Here is an 18521-nt window from a genome sequence, read left to right as displayed (position 1 = left end):
ATAGAGCCGAGTGCAGAGCTGGTCAATGACTTATGTATCGACTAGTATCAATCTAAACCGAGAGGAGGCTCACATGGCCCAGATGGGACGCCCGCGTACTTTTGATCGTGACCTGGCAATCACTCAGGCCCTGCATGTGTTCTGGGAACATGGGTTCGATGCGGCATCGCTCACCCAGCTCAAGGCCAGCATCGGTGGCGGTATCACTGCACCCAGCTTCTACGCAGCCTTTGGCTCGAAGCAGGCGTTGTTCAATGAAGTAATCGAACGCTATCTCGACACCCATGGCCGGGTGATGGATAGCCTGTTCGATACCACGCTGGCCCCTAGAGAGGCCATTGAACGCACGCTGCGGCGCTCAGCGAAAATGCAGTGTGAGCCTGACCATCCCAAAGGTTGCCTGGTGGCGCTGGGCCTGCTCAGTGCCTGCACGGATGAGAGCAAGGCCATCTCCGGGCCCCTCGCTCGAGCACGCGCCGTGAACCGCGGCGGCATGCTGGCCTGTGTCGAACGGGCGAAGGCCAATGGTGAACTGCCGACCACGGTGGCGGCGCAGGCGCTGGCGACGGTGTTCGACAGTTTTCTGCTGGGGATTTCGGTGTTGGCTCGGGATGGAGTGTCTTTCGAGCAAATTGATGCCGGGGTGACACAGATCTTGGGGATGTGGGATGCGCTGGGGAGAACGCGGTAGCTTCTTGGCGAGCAAGTTCGGTCCGACAGCTGGCATCGCCTTTGACCAGGATTGCCTGGCAGTTCTAAAGGTTTTTACCGGGAAGCCGATGGGTACGGGATGACCAGCTTGTACGCCCGCCTCGAAGGAACGACATGAAGACCCTGAAAATACTCCCGATCTGCCTGCTGCTGGTGGCCTGCAACGGACAATTCGGCGCAAAGCCGGCGGTACTCTGGGCCGTGGAAAAGAAGTCCGAGGTACTCAGTGCCGCGCGCGACCGGGTGCGTAAGGACAACCCCTACCCTGCCGCTCTGGCCAATGCCACTCAGGACAGACAGAATCTCGAGCTGCTGCGCAAGCAGATCAGCGAACTCAGGCAAACCGCAATGGCCCGCTGCATGGCCCTGCAAACCCGCGACAGTGACATGCACCCGACCGAGGCCGCCGCGGTTGGCAGCTCGCGCATGACCAGTGCGGGCCTGCCGGCGAACTACATGGTGACCCTGCGCTGCGCCAAAGCCAGCGACGGCGATCAACTCATCCTCGACCTGCAGGGCCGTATGGCCGGCCTGGACAGCCTCGAGGAACAACGTCGGCGCTTTGATCAGGATCTGTACAAAAGAGCCGAGCAGGTTGTGCTCGACTCAACCGCTGGGTACGCGCGCACCAAGGGTTATCAATTGGTGGTCAACAGTGAGTCTGCGGTGCTGTTCAACGAAACCAAAACGGTGCTCGACGTCACTGACGGTGTGATTGATTTTCTGAATACGCACTAGGGAGTCGCGTGCGGCGCCCAGGCGAGATTCTCGGCGCCTGGACCGAGCGGGCTGCCCAGTGGCACCACCCGCCGCGCTTCCAGCACGCGCAACAGGCGGGGGTGCAAGGCCAGCGGCAGAGGGTAGACAGGGCTATCATCGCTGCTAGCAATAGCCACTATGCCGTTGGTGAATTTCCGCGAACTTCCCCCAGAGGTCATAATCACTACACAAGGCAAGCGAATGATCGTCTTGCCTTGTTACCCATCCCGCCTTGAGGTAGACCTTCCATGAAATACGCGATGATTGCCGCTTTGATGCTCGTCAGTGCAATGGCTTCGGCCGCCGGCAACACCAAGAACGGCATCCCGGACAGTGCGCCCACCAGCCTTTACGAGCACCTGGACGTGGCCAAGGTGCTCAGCATCACCCATGATGCCTCCAGCGTCGGCGAATGCAACCCGGTGAAAACCCACATGACCTACCAGGACAGCAAAGGTGCCGAACACACCTTGAGCTACCTCGAGTTCTCGCCTAACAACAGCAGCTGCCAGAACGGCTGATCGACCATGAGCCCATGGCTGGCGCAAAGGCGTGCTTGAACCTGGTCTTATCAAGCAACGCCTCGTTGTGTTGCCTCTTCAACGACCGAGGAAATTGACCTTGGTCAGGTCGATCAGCTGCTTGGCCCGCCCATCCAGTACCGCTCGCAACATGAACAGGCCAAACCCCTGAGCTTCATTGAAGGTGGTTTTCGGCGGCATGATCAGCTCCTGTCTTTCACTGACGACATCGACCAGCACCGGCCCATCGTGGCTGAAGGCTTCTTTGAGGGCGCCGGCCAGATCCTGCGGCTTCTCGACGCGAATGCCCTTTATGCCGATGGCCTGGGCCATGGCCGCAAAGTTCGGGTTGATGAGGTCGCAGCCGGTGTCGACAAAACCGTTGGCCTTCATTTCCATTTCGACGAATCCCAGGGTGCCGTTATTGAGCACCACGATTTTCACCGGCAGCCCAACCTGGGCCAACGTCAGAAAATCCCCCATCATCATCGCGAAACCGCCATCGCCCGACAACGACACCACCTGCCGACCTGGATAGGCCGCCTGGGCGCCGATGGCTTGTAGCATGGCGTTGGCCATGGAGCCGTGGTTGAACGATCCGATCAGTCGACGACGGCCGTTCATCTTCAGGTAGCGGGCGGCCCAGGCCGTGGGCGTACCGACATCGCAGGTGAAGATGGCGTCGTCGGCTGCCAGTTCGCTGACCATTCGGCTGACGTACTGCGGATGGATCCGCGTGCTGTGCGGGCCGCTTTCGGCCAAAGCATCGAGGTTCTTGCGAGTCGCCTGATAATCCGCCAGGGCACTGTCCAGGTGGCTGCGATCAGTGTGTTCAGTAAGTCGTGGCAGCAGCGCCTGGAGGGTCTGTTGCACATGCCCGACCAGGCCGATGTCCAGGCTGCAACGGTTGCCCAGCGCTTCGGCGCGCAGGTCGATCTGCACGATGCGGGCTTGCTCTGGGTAGAACTGGCGGTACGGAAAGTCAGTGCCCAGCATCACCAGGGTGTCGCAGTGCTTCATGGCGCCGTAACCGGAAGCGAAACCGATCAGCCCTGTCATGCCGACGTCATAGGGGTTGTCGTACTCCACGTGCTCCTTGCCGCGCAAGGCGTGAACAATAGGGGCCTTGAGCTTTTCCGCCAGGGCCAGCACCTCGGCGTGGGCCCCGGCACAGCCCGCACCGCACAACAGGGTGATCTTCTGCGCACCGTTCAACAGCTCGGCCAGTTGCGCGAGGTCCTCGTCCTGGGGCCGAATCACCGGCTCGGTGGGGAGCAGCCAGGTCGGCACCTGGGCCTTGATCGGCTGCAGCGCGACGTCCCCCGGCAGCACCACCACCGCCACCCCTTTGCGGGCAATGGCGGTGCGCATGGCGCGCTTGAGCACCTGGGGCAGCTGTTCGGCGTGGGACACCAGCTCGACGTAGTGGCTGCACTCTTTGAACAGGCTTTCCGGGTGGGTGGCCTGGAAATAATCGATGCCGATTTCGCTGCTGGGAATGTGCGCGGCGATGGCCAGCACCGGCACTCGGCTGCGGTGCGCATCGAACAGGCCGTTGATCAAATGCAGATTGCCCGGGCCGCAACTGCCGGCACACACCGCCAGCTCACCGGTCAGGTGGGCTTCGGCGCCGGCCGCGAATGCTGCGGCCTCCTCGTTGCGCATGTGTATCCAGCGCATGTTGTCACGCTGGCGCAGAGAGTCGGTAAAGCCGTTGAGGGAGTCGCCCACCACGCCGTAGATCCGTTTGACGCCCACTTGCTCCAGGGCCTGGGCAAGAAAATCCGCCACTGTTCTGCTCATGTCGTGTGCTCCGCAGGGAAAAGGCTGGGCCGTTACAGTGAAAGGTCGCCAGCGCAGGAATCTAGAATCCGTGTCGGCAAAAAAAATAGCGCGCGGGGGCTATTCGGGCCGAACGGGTCCTATCTGGACGGACGGGGCCGGCATTGGTTTCATGAAAACCTTGCCACGTTGCCGGCCCCGCGCTTTGCTGGACAAACGAGCGGTCAGCCCCACACCTTCCACAACAGATACCCCGCCACCGCAACGCACAATCCGGCAAACCCCTCCTGCAACCCCCGCGCTGGCACATGGGGGGCCCACAGCCGCCCCGCCACCATGCCCAGCACACTGGCGCCGATGAATGCGACACCGGTTGCAGGGATGACGATGCCGGCGCGCAGCGCGCCGAAAATGGCCATGGCCGAGACCAGCGCGATGACCATCAGCGAGGTGGCGACGATGCCATGCAGACGGATGTCGGTCAGCTGCCTGAAGGCCGGCACCAGCAGAAAGCCGCCACCCACCCCGAGCAGCCCGGTCAACAGCCCGCAGCAGGCGCCGACCGTGGCCAGGGTCAGGGAGCAGCGCAGGGTCCAGCGCAGCCGTCCGGTGCCGGGGTCGAGCATGCAGTTCTTGCGCTCCCAGTCGTGTTCCGCGCCGGCGCCCACGGCGCCGCGGGATTGCCGGTGCATGCGGATGGCGACCAGCACCAACACCAGGCTGAACAGCGACATCAGCAGGGTCTGCGGCAAGCGATGGGCAACGTACAGGCCCAGCGGTGTGCCGGCGCCGCCCAGCACCGCCATCAGCAAGGCCGCGCGGTAGCGTACCAGGCCTTTACGCAGGCCGTCGATGGCGCCCACCGCCGCCGACGCGCCTACGGCCATCAATGCCACCGGTGCGGCCTGGGTCATCGTCCAGCCCAGCCCCAGTACCAGCGCCGGCACCGCAAGGATGCCGCCGCCGGCGCCGGTCAGGCCGAGGATCAGACCGATGAACAGACCGAAAATCGACGCCAGGCACATCGCCTCAGCCCTGCGCCTGGACGAATGCCCGCGCCTGCCGGGCGAGCTGGTCCAGATGCCGGTCGCGGTGTTTCTCGGCATCGACCATGGCCCGCTTGCCGTGCTGCTTGAGCAGGTACGCGTGGATCTGCCGCACCTCCAGCGAGCGGTAGATCGGCGCCACGTCCAGCACCGCTACCCGCCCGTCGGTGCCCTGGTCGCGGGTGTTCATCCACACGTGGGAGCCCCGCGCGCCGAGTACCTGAAAACCCAGCCGGCGAAACCACGGGACTCGGGAGACGACACAGGCCAGCTCGGCATGGGGGTAGCGGCGCGTCATTTCACCGAGGAGCGCCCGGGCGATGCCTTGGCGTCGGTGCCGGGCGTCCACCGCCAGATAGGTCAAGGCACAGGCCTGATCATCGCCCTTGACCGGCAGGTACAGGGCAAACCCTTGCAGACGCTGGTCGGCATCCAGTGCCACCAGCAGCTCGGCCGTGACTTCCCCACTGCCACCGATGGTCTGCAGGTATTGATGCACCTCGTGACCGACCCCGTACTGGTACAGCGGGTACAGGGGGTTGCTCGGTGCGATGGCGACCGCGCTGATGTCGGTGAGGTTATTGATCACCAGTTCGGTGACCTGGCTTTCCAGGGCTTCATCGGGTGGGGTCTGCAAGGCGTGAACGGTGAACATCCAAAGGTCTCGGGCAGCAGGCAAAGGGCAGATCATACGCCGGTTCACGCCCTTGGCCCATCGGCGCCGCTCGTCAGCCTGAATGAAGCCCGCTCATCCAGGGCCGATACTTTGACTAATGGCCAATTTCCGAGCCTGGCGTGTGATCGAGGCGTTAACCCATGAATATCCGTACGATGAACCTGGCCCCACGTGCGGCCGTGTTTTTTTCCCTGATTGTGCTGTTGGTCTTTGCGCTGGGTGCGGTGGCCTATGTGCAGATGGGCAAGCTGCGCGGGGCCGAGCAAGATGTGGAAACCAATTGGATGGCCAGCGTGCGCCAGACCGGGAAGATGAACGCCGGCCTGTTGCGCCTGCGCCTGGAAAGCATGCGGGTCAGCTTTACCATCGACCCGCAGACCCGCACCGAGAGTATCAACCTGTTCGGCGGCCTTCGCGCCGGCTACTTCGACGCTGTGCGCGGCTACGAAGCCCTGGTGGCGAATGACAGCGACCGCGCGCTCTATCAGACCCTCAAGGACACATCCGACGCCTACGGCAAGCAACTGGACCGTTTCGAGCCGCTGATGCGTGCCGGTGATACCGCCGCCTTGCAGGATTTGATCAAGACCGGTATCCGCCCGCTGACCAACAGCCTGATGGACCAGATCGCCCACCTGACCACCCTCAACGACGACGGTGCCAGACAGTCCGGCATCAATGCCGCCTCGGTCTACTCCAGTGGCACCACCCTGGTGATTACCCTGGTGGTCTGCGCGGTGCTGCTCACCGTGCTGCTTGCCACCCTGCTGACCCGCAGCATCACCTCGCCCATCAGCGCCGCCCTGGCGGTGGCCGAGCGCATTGCCAGCAGCGACCTGTCTCGGGAAATCGAGATCAGTGGCCGCGATGAGGCCGGGCGCCTGCTGGCGGCTCTGGCGAAGATGCAGACCAACCTGCGCGACACCATCGCCCACATTGCCGACTCCTCGACCCAACTGGCCTCGGCCTCGGAAGAAATGACCGCAGTGACCGAGGAAGCCAGCCGCGGCCTGGTGCGCCAGAACGATGAAGTCAACCAGGCAGCCACCGCCGTGACCGAAATGAGCGCCGCTGTGGACGAGGTGGCCCGCAACGCCGAAGCCGCCGCCCAGGCGTCCCGTGAGTCGCAGAATTACACCCGCACCGGGATCGACAACGTCGCCCAGACCCTCAAATCCATCGAAGGCCTGGCGGGCAACGTCGCCATGACCGGCAACCAGGTCAAGGCACTCTCCAGCCGTGCCCAGGATATCGGCAAGGTCGTCGAAGTGATTCGCGCCATCGCCGAGCAGACTAACCTGCTGGCCTTGAACGCGGCCATCGAGGCCGCCCGTGCCGGCGAGCAGGGGCGCGGTTTTGCGGTGGTGGCCGACGAGGTTCGTGCCCTCGCCCACCGGACCCAGCAGTCGACCCAGGAAATCGAGCAGATGATCAGCGCCATTCAAGGCGACTCCAGCCAGGCCGTGAGCGCCATGAGCCTGAGCACCGACATGGCCGCCACCTCCATCGCCGTGGCCCAGAACGCCGATGCGTCGTTGCGCCAGATCGCCGCAGCCATCACCCAGATCAACGACCGCAACATGCTCATCGCCACGGCCTCCGAGGAGCAGGCCCAGGTGGCCCGGGAAGTCGACCGCAACCTCACCAGCATCCGCGAGCTGTCTTCGCAAAGCGCCGCTGCCGGCAGCGAGACGGCCAGCGCCTGCAACGAGATGTCCAACCTGGCGATCAACCTCAATCAGTTGGTAGCGCGGTTCAAGGTCTAGTCGGACCTTGCTGTACAATCGGCCTCTTGACCCTTGCCAAGAGGCCGTTATGGCGCACACCGACATCATTTATACCCCCGACCCGGACTCCGACTCGATCTCCTCCGACGTGGCCGAATTCAACGGTATCCTGGTGTCCACCCAGATTCCGACTCATGCCGATGGCAGCCTGGAACTGGGCGACATCACTGCGCAGAGCGAATGCACCCTGCAGGCCCTGAAAGTCGCCCTGGAAAAAGCCGGGAGTGGTCTGGACCGGGTTTTGCACCTGACCATCTACCTCACCGACATGGCCGACCGACTGGCCTTCAACGAAGTCTACCAGCGCTTTTTTGCCAAACCCTGGCCGGTGCGTGCTGCCGTGGGCGTGGCCACGTTGGCAGTCGACGGCATGCGCGTGGAAGTCACCGCCATGGCGGCGAAAGGCTGACGGGCAGGTGCTGGTGCGACGTTTAGCCGCTACACTGTGCGGCTCGTCCGTGACCTTGCCGACCTATAGCCATGTCTCTGCCTGAACATCACCTGGAACTGCTCAGCCCCGCGCGCGACGTTGAAATCGCCCGCGAAGCCATCCTTCACGGCGCCGATGCCATCTACATCGGCGGCCCCAGCTTCGGCGCCCGGCACAATGCCAGCAACGAAGTCAGCGATATCGCCAGCCTGGTGGCGTTCGCCCACCGCTACCATGCCCGGGTCTTCACCACGATCAACACCATCCTCCACGACAATGAGCTGGAACCGGCGAGGCAGCTGATCCATCAGCTGTACGACGCGGGTGTCGATGCCTTGATCGTCCAGGACCTGGGGATCATGGAGCTGGACATCCCGCCCATCGAACTGCACGCCAGCACCCAGACTGACATCCGCACCCTGGAGCGGGCGAAATTCCTGGATCAGGCCGGCTTCTCCCAACTGGTGCTGGCCCGAGAGCTGGACCTGGGCGAGATCGGTGCCATCAGCGCGGCCACGGACGCGACGATCGAGTTCTTCATTCACGGTGCCCTGTGCGTGGCGTTTTCCGGGCAGTGCAATATTTCCCATGCCCACACCGGCCGCAGCGCCAACCGCGGCGATTGCTCCCAGGCTTGCCGCCTGCCCTACACCCTCAAGGATGATCAGGGCCGCGTGGTCGCCTATGAAAAGCACCTGCTGTCGATGAAAGACAACAACCAGAGCGCCAACATCCGCGCCCTGGTCGAAGCCGGCGTGCGCTCGTTCAAGATCGAAGGGCGCTACAAGGATATGGGCTATGTGAAGAACATCACCGCCTATTACCGTCAGCGCCTCGACGCCGTGCTCGAAGACCGCCCGGACCTTGCCCGTGCTTCCAGCGGGCGCACGGCGCACTTTTTCGTGCCGGACCCGGACAAGACCTTCCATCGCGGCAGCACCGATTACTTCGTCAGCGAGCGCAAGATCGACATCGGTGCCTTCGACACGCCGACCTTCACCGGCCTGCCGGTGGGTAGACTCGAAGCGGTGGGCAAGCGTCATCTGCAAGTGGTGACCCAGGAGCCGCTGTCCAATGGCGACGGCCTCAATGTGCTGGTCAAGCGCGAGGTGGTGGGTTTTCGCGCCAATATCGTTTCGCCTCAGGGCGAGTACGAAGAGGATGGCCAAACGCGCTATCGCTACCGCGTCGAGCCCAACGAGATGCCGCCGGCCTTGCAGAAAGTCCGGCCCGGTCAACCGCTCAATCGCAACCTCGATCACAACTGGCAGCAAGCGTTGCAACGGACCTCCGCCGAACGTCGGGTCGGCCTGGTCTGGGCCGTCAGCCTGGACGAGCAGCGTCTGCAACTGACTGCCACCAGTGAAGAAGGCGTGAGTGCCAGCGTGACCCTGGACGGCCCGTTCGGTGTGGCCAACAAGCCGGGTCAGGCGTTGGACCAACTGCGTGACCTGCTCGGCCAGTTGGGCACCACCGACTACCACGCCACGGCGGTCAAGCTGGACGCACCCCAGGCGTTCTTCATCCCCAACTCCCAGCTCAAGGCGCTGCGCCGCGAAGTGATTGAAGCCTTGACCGCCGCCCGCGTGTCAGCCCATCCCCGTGGCGGGCGCAAGGCGGAGACCTCGCCGCCGCCGGTGTACCCAGAGTCTCACCTCTCGTTCCTGGCCAACGTCTACAATCAGAAGGCCCGGGATTTCTACCACCGCCATGGGGTCAAACTGATCGACGCGGCCTACGAGGCCCATGAGGAAACCGGTGAAGTGCCGGTGATGATCACCAAGCACTGCCTGCGTTTCTCCTTCAATCTGTGCCCCAAGCAGGCCAAGGGTGTCACTGGCGTGCGCACCAAGGTCGCGCCGATGCAGCTGATTCACGGGGACGAGGTGCTGACCCTGAAGTTCGACTGCAAACCGTGCGAGATGCACGTGATCGGCAAGATGAAGGGGCACATTCTGGACCTGCCGTTGCCGGGGAGCGGGGTCAAGCAGGTGGTCGGACACATCACCCCGGAGGATCTGTTGAAGACCATTCCTCGGGGCATGCATTGATTTCCTGACCCCGTTGGAACGAGCGCGCGCAGGTTCAAGGCCCGACCTTGACCTTCAACACCTGATAGGGCGGCGTGCGCAAGTCCTGCCCATTGTGCAGCCCCGGTGCCCGTTGCCACTGGCCGATGCTCACGTAGAGCCAGCCCTTGCGGTAATACAGACCATCTGGCCAGATCAGCCTGCCGTCCTGGGCGACCAGGGAAAACTGCCCGGTCTTGTCCTTGCTGACAATGGCGTAGCGCGACGCGTCGCCGAAATACAAGCGCCCCTGCCCGTCCACCGTAATCCCGCCATTGGAAGCGGTCTGGCCTTCGTAATGGATAGCCTGGCGCACCTGCGCTTCGCTCTGGCTGAAGTCGCTCAACACGCGGGTTGGCAGACTGTAGGCGTCGGGGTTGGTCGGAATGGTCCAGTACAGGGTCTGATTATCCGGCGACAACTCGATGCCGTTGACGCCGCCCTGGGGCATGGTGGGCTTGGCGTCGCTATAGGCATGGGGCTGGCCCTCGACCCAGGTCATGTAGCCCGGGGCTGCCGACACTTGCGGTTGATTGTGGAACAGCTCGCGCATCTTGCCGCTGGCAATGTCCACCACGATCAGTGAACTGTCTGGCTTGTTGAAGCCGTTATTGGAGATGTACACCGTGCCTTGGGCGCCATGGCTGGGGTCGATCCGCAGGTCGTTGAGCTGCTCGGTGTCGCGCAGGAACGGCTTGTGGAAGATGATGGTCTTGATCACCTGACGTGACGGGATGTCGATGCCAACCAGTTTGGCGGAACCTTCGGGAATGCCGTCGACCCCTGCCCGCTTGCCTTCGTCCAGCACCCAGAGGGTGTTGCCGGCCAGGGTCATGCCCAACGGCGACACCAGCCAGTCGGCCAGGGGTTGGTCGGATGGCACGGTGTGCGCCGCATCGGGAAAGGCCACCGGTTGGCCATTGACGATTTCCACCACCGACGGGTCGCCGTGGTTGACGCCGACCCGGGGTATTGTGAGAAACATCCGATTGTCATCGGTCACCACCACGCCGGACGCCTCCCTCTGCAGGCTGGCCGCCACCTGAACCTGAGGTGAATCCGGCGGGGCAGCCGCCCACACCGGTGGTATCAGGGCGCCGCAGGCCAGCGTCAGCAGGGTTTTAGAATTCTTCATAGTGGGCAGGGTCCTGGTCGAAGGTGCGGCCGTCGGGCGTGGCCAGCCGGGCGATGATCGCCATGTCGGCGTCCGACAGTTCGAAGTCGAAAATCGCCAGATTTTCCCGCTGGCGTTCAGGCTTGCTGGCCTTGGGCAGCGGGATGGCCCCCAGTTGGTGGTGCCAGCGCAGAATGACCTGCACCAGACTCTTGCCCAGCCGCTTGCCCAAGGCCTGCAAGGCCGGGTCTTTGAGCAGGTGGTTGGCGCGGCCCAGCGGGCTCCAGGATTGGGTGGCGATGCCGCGCCCGGCGTTGAACGCCAGCTGCTCATGCTGAGGAAAATAAGGGTGCAGTTCGATCTGATTGATACTGGGGGTCACACCACTGGCGGTGATGATTGCCTCCAGGTGCTCGGGCAGGAAGTTGCACACACCGATGGATTTCACCCAGCCGCGCTCGCGGGCTTCCACTAGCGCCGTCCAGGCTTCGATGTACAGGTTTTTGCTGGGGTTGGGCCAGTGGATCATATACAGATCGAAGTAGCCCAGCTGACTGCGATAAAGCGACTCTTCGATAGTGCTCAGGGCCTCTTCGAAAGCATGGTGGCGACCGGGCAGTTTCGAGGCCACTTGCAGCTTTTCACGGGCCACGCCGCTGCGACGCACGGCTTCGCCCACGGCGCCTTCGTTTTCATAATTGACCGCCGTGTCCAACCAGCGATAGCCGGCCTCGATGGCATGGACGATGTCGTCGGCGCCTTGGTGGCCGGTCAACTGGTACGTGCCAAAGCCGATGGCGGGGATTTTCATACCGTCGTTGAGGGTGATGTGCGGGACAGTCATAAGGTCTCCTTGAGCGTTCAATTGGGCTGGGCGCTGTACTGCGGCGTGCCGTCCAGCGGCGCACGGACGATCAGGTACGGCGGTTCACGGGTGTCGAAGCCCTTGCCGAAGCGGTCCCACTGGCCAAGGCTCACGTACACCGAGTTCGCCGTCACGAACACCGCGTCCGGCCAGACCAGCCGGGGGTCGCGCAACACCACGTCGAAATGGCCATCGGGCCAGCGTCGAAGGATCTGGTGGTGTTCGGCATCGGTCAGGTACAAACGGCCCTGGCGGTCGATGTCCATGCCGTCGGTCATGACCTTCTCGCCTTCGTCGCGAATCTGCCTGGCCAACTGCGCGTCGGACAACGAACTGTCGGCCAGTGCGGCAGTGGGCAGGCTCCACAGGTGGCGGCTGGTCAAGGGCGAGTAGTACAGGCGCGAGCCGTCGGCGGTCAGCGCGAGGCTGTCGACGCCGCCATGGGGGAACCTGGTTTTCGCGCCTTCATAGCGCATGGGCACGCCGTCCAGCTGGGTGACGAAGTCCTTCTGTGGTTGCACCGACGGATCATTGGCCAGCACCCGGCGCTGTTTGCCGGTGGCCAGGTCGACCACGACCAGCGCGGGCGACTCGCCGAATGACGAATCGGCCACATAGGCGGTGCCTTTGGCACCGTGGGTCAGGTCGATGCGCAGATCGTTCATGTGGCTGTCCTGGCGCAATGCGTCCTTGAGCACCACCGAGGTCACGATCTGATTGGTGTGCAGGTCGATACCCACTACCTTCGCTGCGCCGGGCTGGATGCCCTCATGCCCGGCCCGCTTGCCGTCATCGATCAGCCACAACCGGCCCTGGCTGTCCAGGGTCATGCCGTGCACCGAGATCAGGCGATGGGCGTCGTCCAGGCTGGACGGGAAGCTGACGTCGGCCGAGGGATAGGGCACCAGCTTGCCATTGACCAGCTCGCCCAGGGTCATGCCTGGATGGTCGATGGCGTGCCGGGGAAAGCCGACAAAGGTGCGGCCGTCGGGGGTCTCGACGATCCCGGACGGCCCGGGCCCCTGAAACGCCGCGACCTCGTCCAGAGAGCCGATGGGTATCTGGCTACGATCGATGGTCTGGGCGCTCGCCGGCCCGATGAGCGCGGCCAGGCAGAGCGTCAGGGTGGCGCATGACAACGGTGTTTTCATGATGACTCCATGGCAAAGACGCAATTGAAACCGGTTTCATGATTTATTTTTTGAAACGGATCCACGCTGTCAGTTCCATGAAATTGCACCCCGAGGCGCACCGCTTTGCACTCCGGTGAATTCTCCTGTTACATTACGGTTGTCATCAATACTTGCTCACGGGAACCCCCTGCCCATGGTTGCCAGCGCCCTCGCCGCTTCGCTGTCCCGTCGCCAGATCCATTACAGCTGGGTCGCCCTGGCGGTGACCTTCTTGACCATGCTGGTCATGGCCGGTGCCATGGGCGCCCCGGGTGTGCTGATTGCACCGCTGCGCCGTGAGTTCGGCTGGAACACCGAGCAGATATCCTCGGCACTGGCGATCCGCTTTGCCCTGTATGGACTGATCGGGCCGTTCGCGGCGGCGTTCATGAACTACTTCGGGGTACGCCGGGTGATGCTGGCGGCGCTGGCCCTGGTGGCCAGCGGGCTGAGTGTGTCGCTGTTCATGACGCAGTTTTGGCAATTGGTGCTGTTATGGGGGCTAGTGGTGGGTGTTGGCACCGGGCTGACAGCGATGGTGCTGGGCGCTACTGTCGCGACCCGGTGGTTTTCCAGGCGCCGGGGCCTGGCGGTGGGGCTGCTTTCAGCCAGTTCGGCCACCGGCCAATTGGTGTTCATGCCGCTGATGGCCAGCCTGACCGAACACCACGGCTGGCGCATGGCGCTGACCTTCATCTGTATCGCCATCGGCGTGGTGGCCGTGGTGGTTCTGGCATTGATGCGCAACCATCCAGCCGATGTGCAACTGCCGCTGTATGGCGCCGACGAAGTGGTGTCGGCCCCTGGCCCGGTGCGGGACCTGAGGCAGTTGTTCTTCACACCTCTGCGTGTGCTCAAGGAAGCCGCCCAAACCTGGACCTTCTGGGTGTTGTTCATGACCTTCTTCATCTGCGGGGCCAGCACCAACGGCCTGGTGCAGACCCATTTCGTCAGCCTCTGTGGCGATTACAACATCGCTGCCACCACGGCGGCGGGCGTGCTGGCGTTGATGGGCATCTTCGACTTCTTCGGCACGGTGGGGTCAGGCTGGCTGTCGGACCGTTTCGACAATCGCTGGCTACTGTTCTGGTACTACGGCTTGCGCGGCATCTCGCTGGTCTTGCTGCCGTTCAGTCATTTCACCGTGCTGGGGCTCTCGGGGTTTGCCTTGCTCTATGGCCTGGACTGGATTGCCACGGTGCCACCGACGGTCAAGCTCACTGCCCAACGCTTCGGCCCGGACAAGGCCAATGTGGTATTCGGCTGGGTGTTTGCCGGGCATCAGTTGGGTGCGGCCTTTGCGGCCTACGGGGCAGGATGGACGCGAACGCATTTCGCCAGCTATCTGCCGGCGTTTTTCATTGCGGGGTGCCTGTGCGTGATCGGGGCGCTGATGGCGTTGTCGATTGTCCCGGCCCGTCCCGTGGGACCGAACCTGCGCGGGAACGCCGGTGCATCCGGTTCCCGAGCGCGCACGGCCCTGCAGCGTTCTTAGCGGCGATCCACGGAAAACCGTCCTGGACCGGTCACGCTGAGCAACCACAGGCCGCCAATGATGCTCATGTTCTTGAAGAACTGAATGGTGTTGGCAGACTTGTCAGGCTCGACCATGTTCCAGAAGTGGTGACCGATGATCGCGGTGCCCAGCACGAACAGGCTCATCAACAGCGCCAGCGGCCGGGTGTAAAAGCCCACCAGCAGCGCGATGCCGACGAAGAACTCCATCAGGATGGCCACGCCGGCTGCCACACTGGGCATTGGCGCGCCGATGGCGGCGAAATAGCCGACGGTGCCGCTGAAGCCGGTGATCTTGCCCCAACCTGCGGTGATGAACAGAATCATCAGCAGTACCCGTGCAGCGAGGATAATCAGGTCTTTCTGGTTTTCGAACAGGTTGTACCGCATGGCATAAGGCCTCTCGTTGAAGATGGCCGCATTATGATCGATATATGTGTTTATAAAAGCGCATTTAATGGGGGTAACTGATCGTAATATTAGATGCTTTATTATCCGTCAGTATCAGATGACATGGGCCGGCGCCAACAAGCAGGGCTCTTCGTGATCGCCCCGCTCCACCTGCAAGGTCGCGTGGTCAATCGCGTACCGGCTGTTGAGTACGCGCGCGACTTCCCGCAGCATCCCATCGTCCGCGCTGCCACCCGGCACCACCAGATGCGCGGTCAAGGCGGTCTGCGTGGTGCTCAAGGCCCAGATATGCAGATCGTGCACCTCGCTGACCCCTGGCAGGCTGCCCAGATAGGCCGACACCTGGTCCACATCGATGTGTTCGGGTACCTTGTCCAGCGCCAGGTTGATGCTGTCGCGCAGCAGGCCCCAGGTCGACAGCACAATCAACGCGGCGATGGCCAGGCTGACCAGCGGGTCGATCCAGCTCCAGCCGGTCAGGTAGATCACCAGGCCTGAGAGTACCACCCCGGCTGAAACGGCGGCGTCAGCAGCCATGTGCAGGAAGGCGCCGCGTACGTTGAGGTCGCCCTTGCGCCCACGGGCGAACAGCCAGGCGGTGAACCCGTTGATAGCGATGCCGATGGCAGCGACGATCATCACCGTCTGGCCCCCCACCTCGCCGCTCGGTACGCCTTCCACCAGACGCCGAAGGGCTTCTACGGTGATTCCGCCCACGCCCACCAGCAGCACCACCGCATTGGTCAGCGACGCCAGAATCGAGCTGCGGCCCAGCCCGTAGGTGCGGCTGCGGGTGGGCTGGCGGCGGCCCAGGGACACTGCCCACCACGCCAGCAGCAGGCCAAGGACGTCGCCCAGGTTGTGCGCAGCATCGGCCAGCAAGGCGACCGAATGGGCGCTCAGGCCGAAAACCACTTCGCCCACGACAAAAGCCGCATTGATCGCCGAGCCGATGGCGAAGGCGCTGTCGAAGCCCGCTGGCGGCGTCGCATGCTGATGCCCGGCGTGGCTGTGGTTGTGATCCGGTGCGTGGGCACTGGGGTCGTGATCATCATGGGCATGGCTGTGATCGTGGTGATCGTGGTGGTCAGACATCAAGCATTCCTGGTTTTCTGAATTTTGAAACTACAAGCCAGCCAACGGCGACGCCATGGGTCGGTTGAGGGCGCGCAGCAGCACCTGGTCCTGGCCGTAGACATCGGGTTTGAAGGCGACGCGGCCCTGTTCCCCGGGGTCGACTGTCCAATAGGCCAGCAACACCGGGACTTTCACCGGCAAATGGATGTTGGTGGTCTTGCCGGTGGCCAGTTGCGCCTGAATGGCAGCAGCATCCCAGTGTTCCGGGTCGTTGAACAGCAACTCCACCAATTGCAGGGGGTGTTCGACACGAATGCAGCCAGAGCTGGTGGCGCGCATTTCGCGGTTGAACAGCTCACGGTGCGGCGTGTCGTGCAAGTAGATCGCATAGGGGTTGGGGAAGCGGATCACCACCTGGCCGAGGGAGTTTTCCGGCCCGGCGTCCTGGCGCAAGGTCAGTCCGTGGGCGGTTTTCCAGTCCACGGTAGCGGGGTCTACGGTCATCCCCTGGCGGTCGAGCACCCGGATATGGTTGGCGGCCAGATAGCCGGGGTTTTTCTGGATTTTCGGCAGGACGTCCTGGGTCAGGATGGTCGGGGGTACGGTCCAGGTCGGGTTAAAGGTGACGTAGGTGATCTGCGACTGGAACATCGGCGTGTTGCGTACCGGTTTGCCGACCTGTACTCGCGAATGCCAGACCGCCTTGCCGTCGCGGTACAGGGCGACCTTGTAGCCGGCGATGTCCACCACCACGAAGGTGCCGTCATGTTTGTACAACAGCCAGCGTGCACGCTCCATGTTGACCCGGATCTGGTCGATGCGATCGGTCACCGGCACGTTGAGCGCCACCAGGGTCGCCGAAGTGACCCGGCCGGTGGCGGGCAAGTACTGTTCTTTCTGAAATTTGCGCACGGCGACGGCAAGGGGTGTGTCGAAGGTCGTGCTGGCGCCTTTGCGCGGGTCCAGATAGCCGCCCGCGATCAAGCGTGCGCGCAGCGCTTTGACCGCCGGCTCGGCACTGCCCACGGACATTTCGTTGGCCGTCCCGATCGGCGCCCAGCCGCCATGCTCCTGCACCGCGCGCAGCCGCGCCAGGCCCTCGCGCAGGTTGGTGTAGAGCGCATCATGGGGCGGCGCCTGCTCGAAGGCCTGCGCCACGTGGTGATCGAGCAGCGCGGCCAGCATGCCTTGAACATCTTCTCGAGGATCCAGGGTGCTGGTGTCACCGTTCCAGGCCATGTCCAGGCGAATCGGGTCCACTTTGCCCCGGCGCAGCGCCAGCAATGCTTCGAGGTACGTGCGGCTGGCGGCCAGATCGAACTGGGCCTGCTGCTCCGGGGTCACGGTGGGCAACTGGTCCTGGGCGCGCAGACGGGTCAGTTCGGCGACGCGAAAATCCTCGGGGCTCAAGCCTTCGGCGGGTGTGCGGGCCAGGCCTGTCATCAACTGGTCGACGTCTGCCGAATCGCTCCAGGCGCTGGCGAAACCGCGCTGCAGATAGAAGTCGAGCAAGGCCCGATTGATGTCGGCGCGCCCGTGCAGGGCAACCGGCACCGGCACCGGATCGGTGCTCAAGGAGGCGGGAGGAACCAGAATCTTCTGAATGGCCTGCGCCACTGGGTCGGTTGGCGCTCCATTGTCCACTGGTTGTGGTACGGTTGGCGGCGCATCGGGCGACGTTTCGGCATAGCCGGGCTCGATGCCCATGGCCAGCACTAGAATTGCAGCGCCCAGGATCGGGATGACTGCCGATGTTCGCATGGCCACTGTTCGCATGGAGAGCCCCTTAATCCGTACCCTGGATAATTGAAGTTTAGAGTCGTTCGAGACCCAGCCCCATGAAATACACCCTATTTGCCGTGCTGGTTGCGAGCGCCCCGCTGGCTGATTCAGCATACGCTGATTCCCTGCAGGCCGCTCTCACCCGCGCTGCGCCCGATGCCAACCCGCATGTGATCGCGTTGGCATTGCGCGCCGCCGAATGTCGCAAGACACCGTTCCAGCCACTGGCCCGACGTCTGGCGGTTATCGACTATTCATTGCCTTCGACCGAACAAAGGCTCTGGGTGTTCGATTTACAGCGTAAAACTTTGTTGTTTCATGAATTGGTCGCCCACGGCCGCAGCAGCGGCGAAAACATGGCCAGCCAGTTTTCCAACCAGAACGAGAGCATGGCGACCAGCCTGGGGCTGTATCGGACCAAGGCCACCTACCTGGGGCATAACGGTTATTCGTTGCGCATGGACGGGCTGGAGCCGGGGTTCAACGACAATGCGTTCGATCGCGACATCGTGATCCACGGCGCCCCCTATGTCAGCGAGGGCTTTGCCCGCTCCAACGGCCGCATCGGCCGAAGCCTGGGGTGCCCCGCCGTGCGACCGGAAATCGCGCACAAGTTGATCGACTCGATGAAGAACGGGCAGTTGCTGTTTTCCTACTACCCGGACCCGCAATGGCTGAGCGAGTCCTCGTTCATCAATTGCAGTGCGGGAATGACGGCGGGCAACCAGCCGGTCAACAAGCGGCGTTGAAATCCAGGTCAGTGCGAACGTGGGAAGCCCGCGATGGGCATGGGCTCATCGCGGG

General features: G+C 63.1%; 17 protein-coding genes. 8 read left to right on the top strand and 9 right to left on the bottom strand.

Features of this window, described 5'->3' with window-relative positions:
• Positions 1-73 precede the first annotated feature (73 nt).
• From HB675_RS22645 to HB675_RS22635, 3 genes are all read left to right on the top strand, one after another.
• Positions 74-691 carry a TetR/AcrR family transcriptional regulator gene (locus HB675_RS22645; protein ID WP_213881378.1) on the top strand — a complete coding sequence of 206 codons (618 nt, stop codon included), beginning with the start codon at positions 74-76 and terminating at the stop codon, positions 689-691.
• 134 nt (positions 692-825) lie between these two features.
• A complete protein-coding gene (locus HB675_RS22640; RefSeq protein ID WP_213881377.1) occupies positions 826-1449 on the top strand; it encodes a hypothetical protein in 624 nt (207 codons plus the stop codon).
• Positions 1450-1718: 269 nt separating this feature from the next.
• Complete coding sequence (locus tag HB675_RS22635) at positions 1719-1991, top strand: DUF2790 domain-containing protein (protein WP_213881376.1); 273 nt, start codon at positions 1719-1721, stop codon at positions 1989-1991.
• 78 nt (positions 1992-2069) lie between these two features.
• Here the strand turns inward: HB675_RS22635 and poxB are convergent, their stop codons facing one another.
• The 3 genes from poxB to HB675_RS22620 form a co-directional block, all read right to left on the bottom strand.
• Positions 2070-3794, bottom strand: a complete 1725-nt coding sequence (gene poxB / locus HB675_RS22630) for a ubiquinone-dependent pyruvate dehydrogenase (protein ID WP_213881375.1) — start codon at positions 3792-3794, stop codon at positions 2070-2072.
• Between the two features lie 203 nt (positions 3795-3997).
• Positions 3998-4798, bottom strand: coding sequence for a sulfite exporter TauE/SafE family protein (locus HB675_RS22625; RefSeq protein WP_213881374.1), 801 nt, complete (start codon positions 4796-4798; stop codon positions 3998-4000).
• Between the two features lie 4 nt (positions 4799-4802).
• Complete coding sequence (locus tag HB675_RS22620; RefSeq protein WP_213881373.1) at positions 4803-5474, bottom strand: GNAT family N-acetyltransferase; 672 nt, start codon at positions 5472-5474, stop codon at positions 4803-4805.
• A 161-nt stretch (positions 5475-5635) separates the two neighbouring features.
• On the opposite strand from HB675_RS22620, the gene HB675_RS22615 reads away from it, so the two are divergent.
• From HB675_RS22615 to HB675_RS22605, 3 genes are all read left to right on the top strand, one after another.
• Positions 5636-7261: a methyl-accepting chemotaxis protein gene (locus HB675_RS22615; RefSeq protein ID WP_213881372.1), complete on the top strand. Its 1626-nt coding sequence runs from the start codon at positions 5636-5638 to the stop codon at positions 7259-7261.
• A 49-nt stretch (positions 7262-7310) separates the two neighbouring features.
• Positions 7311-7691, top strand: coding sequence for a RidA family protein (locus tag HB675_RS22610; protein WP_213881371.1), 381 nt, complete (start codon positions 7311-7313; stop codon positions 7689-7691).
• Positions 7692-7762: 71 nt separating this feature from the next.
• On the top strand, positions 7763-9763 hold the full coding sequence (locus HB675_RS22605; protein ID WP_213881370.1) for a U32 family peptidase: 2001 nt from the start codon (positions 7763-7765) through the stop codon (positions 9761-9763).
• Positions 9764-9797: 34 nt separating this feature from the next.
• Here the strand turns inward: HB675_RS22605 and HB675_RS22600 are convergent, their stop codons facing one another.
• The 3 genes from HB675_RS22600 to HB675_RS22590 are packed head-to-tail and all read right to left on the bottom strand — an operon-like array spanning position 9798 to position 12911.
• Entirely contained in the window at positions 9798-10916 is a 1119-nt protein-coding gene (locus HB675_RS22600) for an L-dopachrome tautomerase-related protein (RefSeq protein WP_213881369.1), read from the bottom strand.
• Entirely contained in the window at positions 10903-11739 is an 837-nt protein-coding gene (locus HB675_RS22595; RefSeq protein ID WP_213881368.1) for an aldo/keto reductase, read from the bottom strand. Before HB675_RS22595 ends, HB675_RS22600 begins: the two co-directional genes overlap by 14 nt.
• A 17-nt stretch (positions 11740-11756) precedes the next feature.
• On the bottom strand, positions 11757-12911 hold the full coding sequence (locus HB675_RS22590; protein WP_213881367.1) for an L-dopachrome tautomerase-related protein: 1155 nt from the start codon (positions 12909-12911) through the stop codon (positions 11757-11759).
• A 175-nt stretch (positions 12912-13086) separates the two neighbouring features.
• On the opposite strand from HB675_RS22590, the gene HB675_RS22585 reads away from it, so the two are divergent.
• Positions 13087-14427, top strand: a complete 1341-nt coding sequence (locus HB675_RS22585; RefSeq protein WP_213881366.1) for an MFS transporter — start codon at positions 13087-13089, stop codon at positions 14425-14427.
• Here the strand turns inward: HB675_RS22585 and HB675_RS22580 are convergent.
• The 3 genes from HB675_RS22580 to HB675_RS22570 form a co-directional block, all read right to left on the bottom strand.
• Complete coding sequence (locus HB675_RS22580; protein WP_213881365.1) at positions 14424-14837, bottom strand: DoxX family protein; 414 nt, start codon at positions 14835-14837, stop codon at positions 14424-14426. The genes HB675_RS22585 and HB675_RS22580 overlap by 4 nt on opposite strands.
• A 114-nt stretch (positions 14838-14951) precedes the next feature.
• Positions 14952-15953: a cation diffusion facilitator family transporter gene (locus tag HB675_RS22575; RefSeq protein WP_213881364.1), complete on the bottom strand. Its 1002-nt coding sequence runs from the start codon at positions 15951-15953 to the stop codon at positions 14952-14954.
• 30 nt (positions 15954-15983) lie between these two features.
• The gene (locus tag HB675_RS22570; RefSeq protein ID WP_256737653.1) at positions 15984-17711 is read right to left on the bottom strand and encodes a L,D-transpeptidase family protein; all 1728 of its coding nucleotides are present in this window, start codon (positions 17709-17711) and stop codon (positions 15984-15986) included.
• Between the two features lie 62 nt (positions 17712-17773).
• Between HB675_RS22570 and HB675_RS22565 the strand changes: the two genes are divergently transcribed.
• Positions 17774-18466: a murein L,D-transpeptidase catalytic domain family protein gene (locus tag HB675_RS22565; RefSeq protein WP_213881363.1), complete on the top strand. Its 693-nt coding sequence runs from the start codon at positions 17774-17776 to the stop codon at positions 18464-18466.
• Positions 18467-18521: the final 55 nt, after the last annotated feature.

Source organism: Pseudomonas sp. dw_358 (assembly GCF_018449655.1).
Lineage (GTDB): Bacteria > Pseudomonadota > Gammaproteobacteria > Pseudomonadales > Pseudomonadaceae > Aquipseudomonas.
Note: the sequence above shows the minus strand (reverse complement) of the source record. Positions and strands in the feature narration are given on the sequence as shown.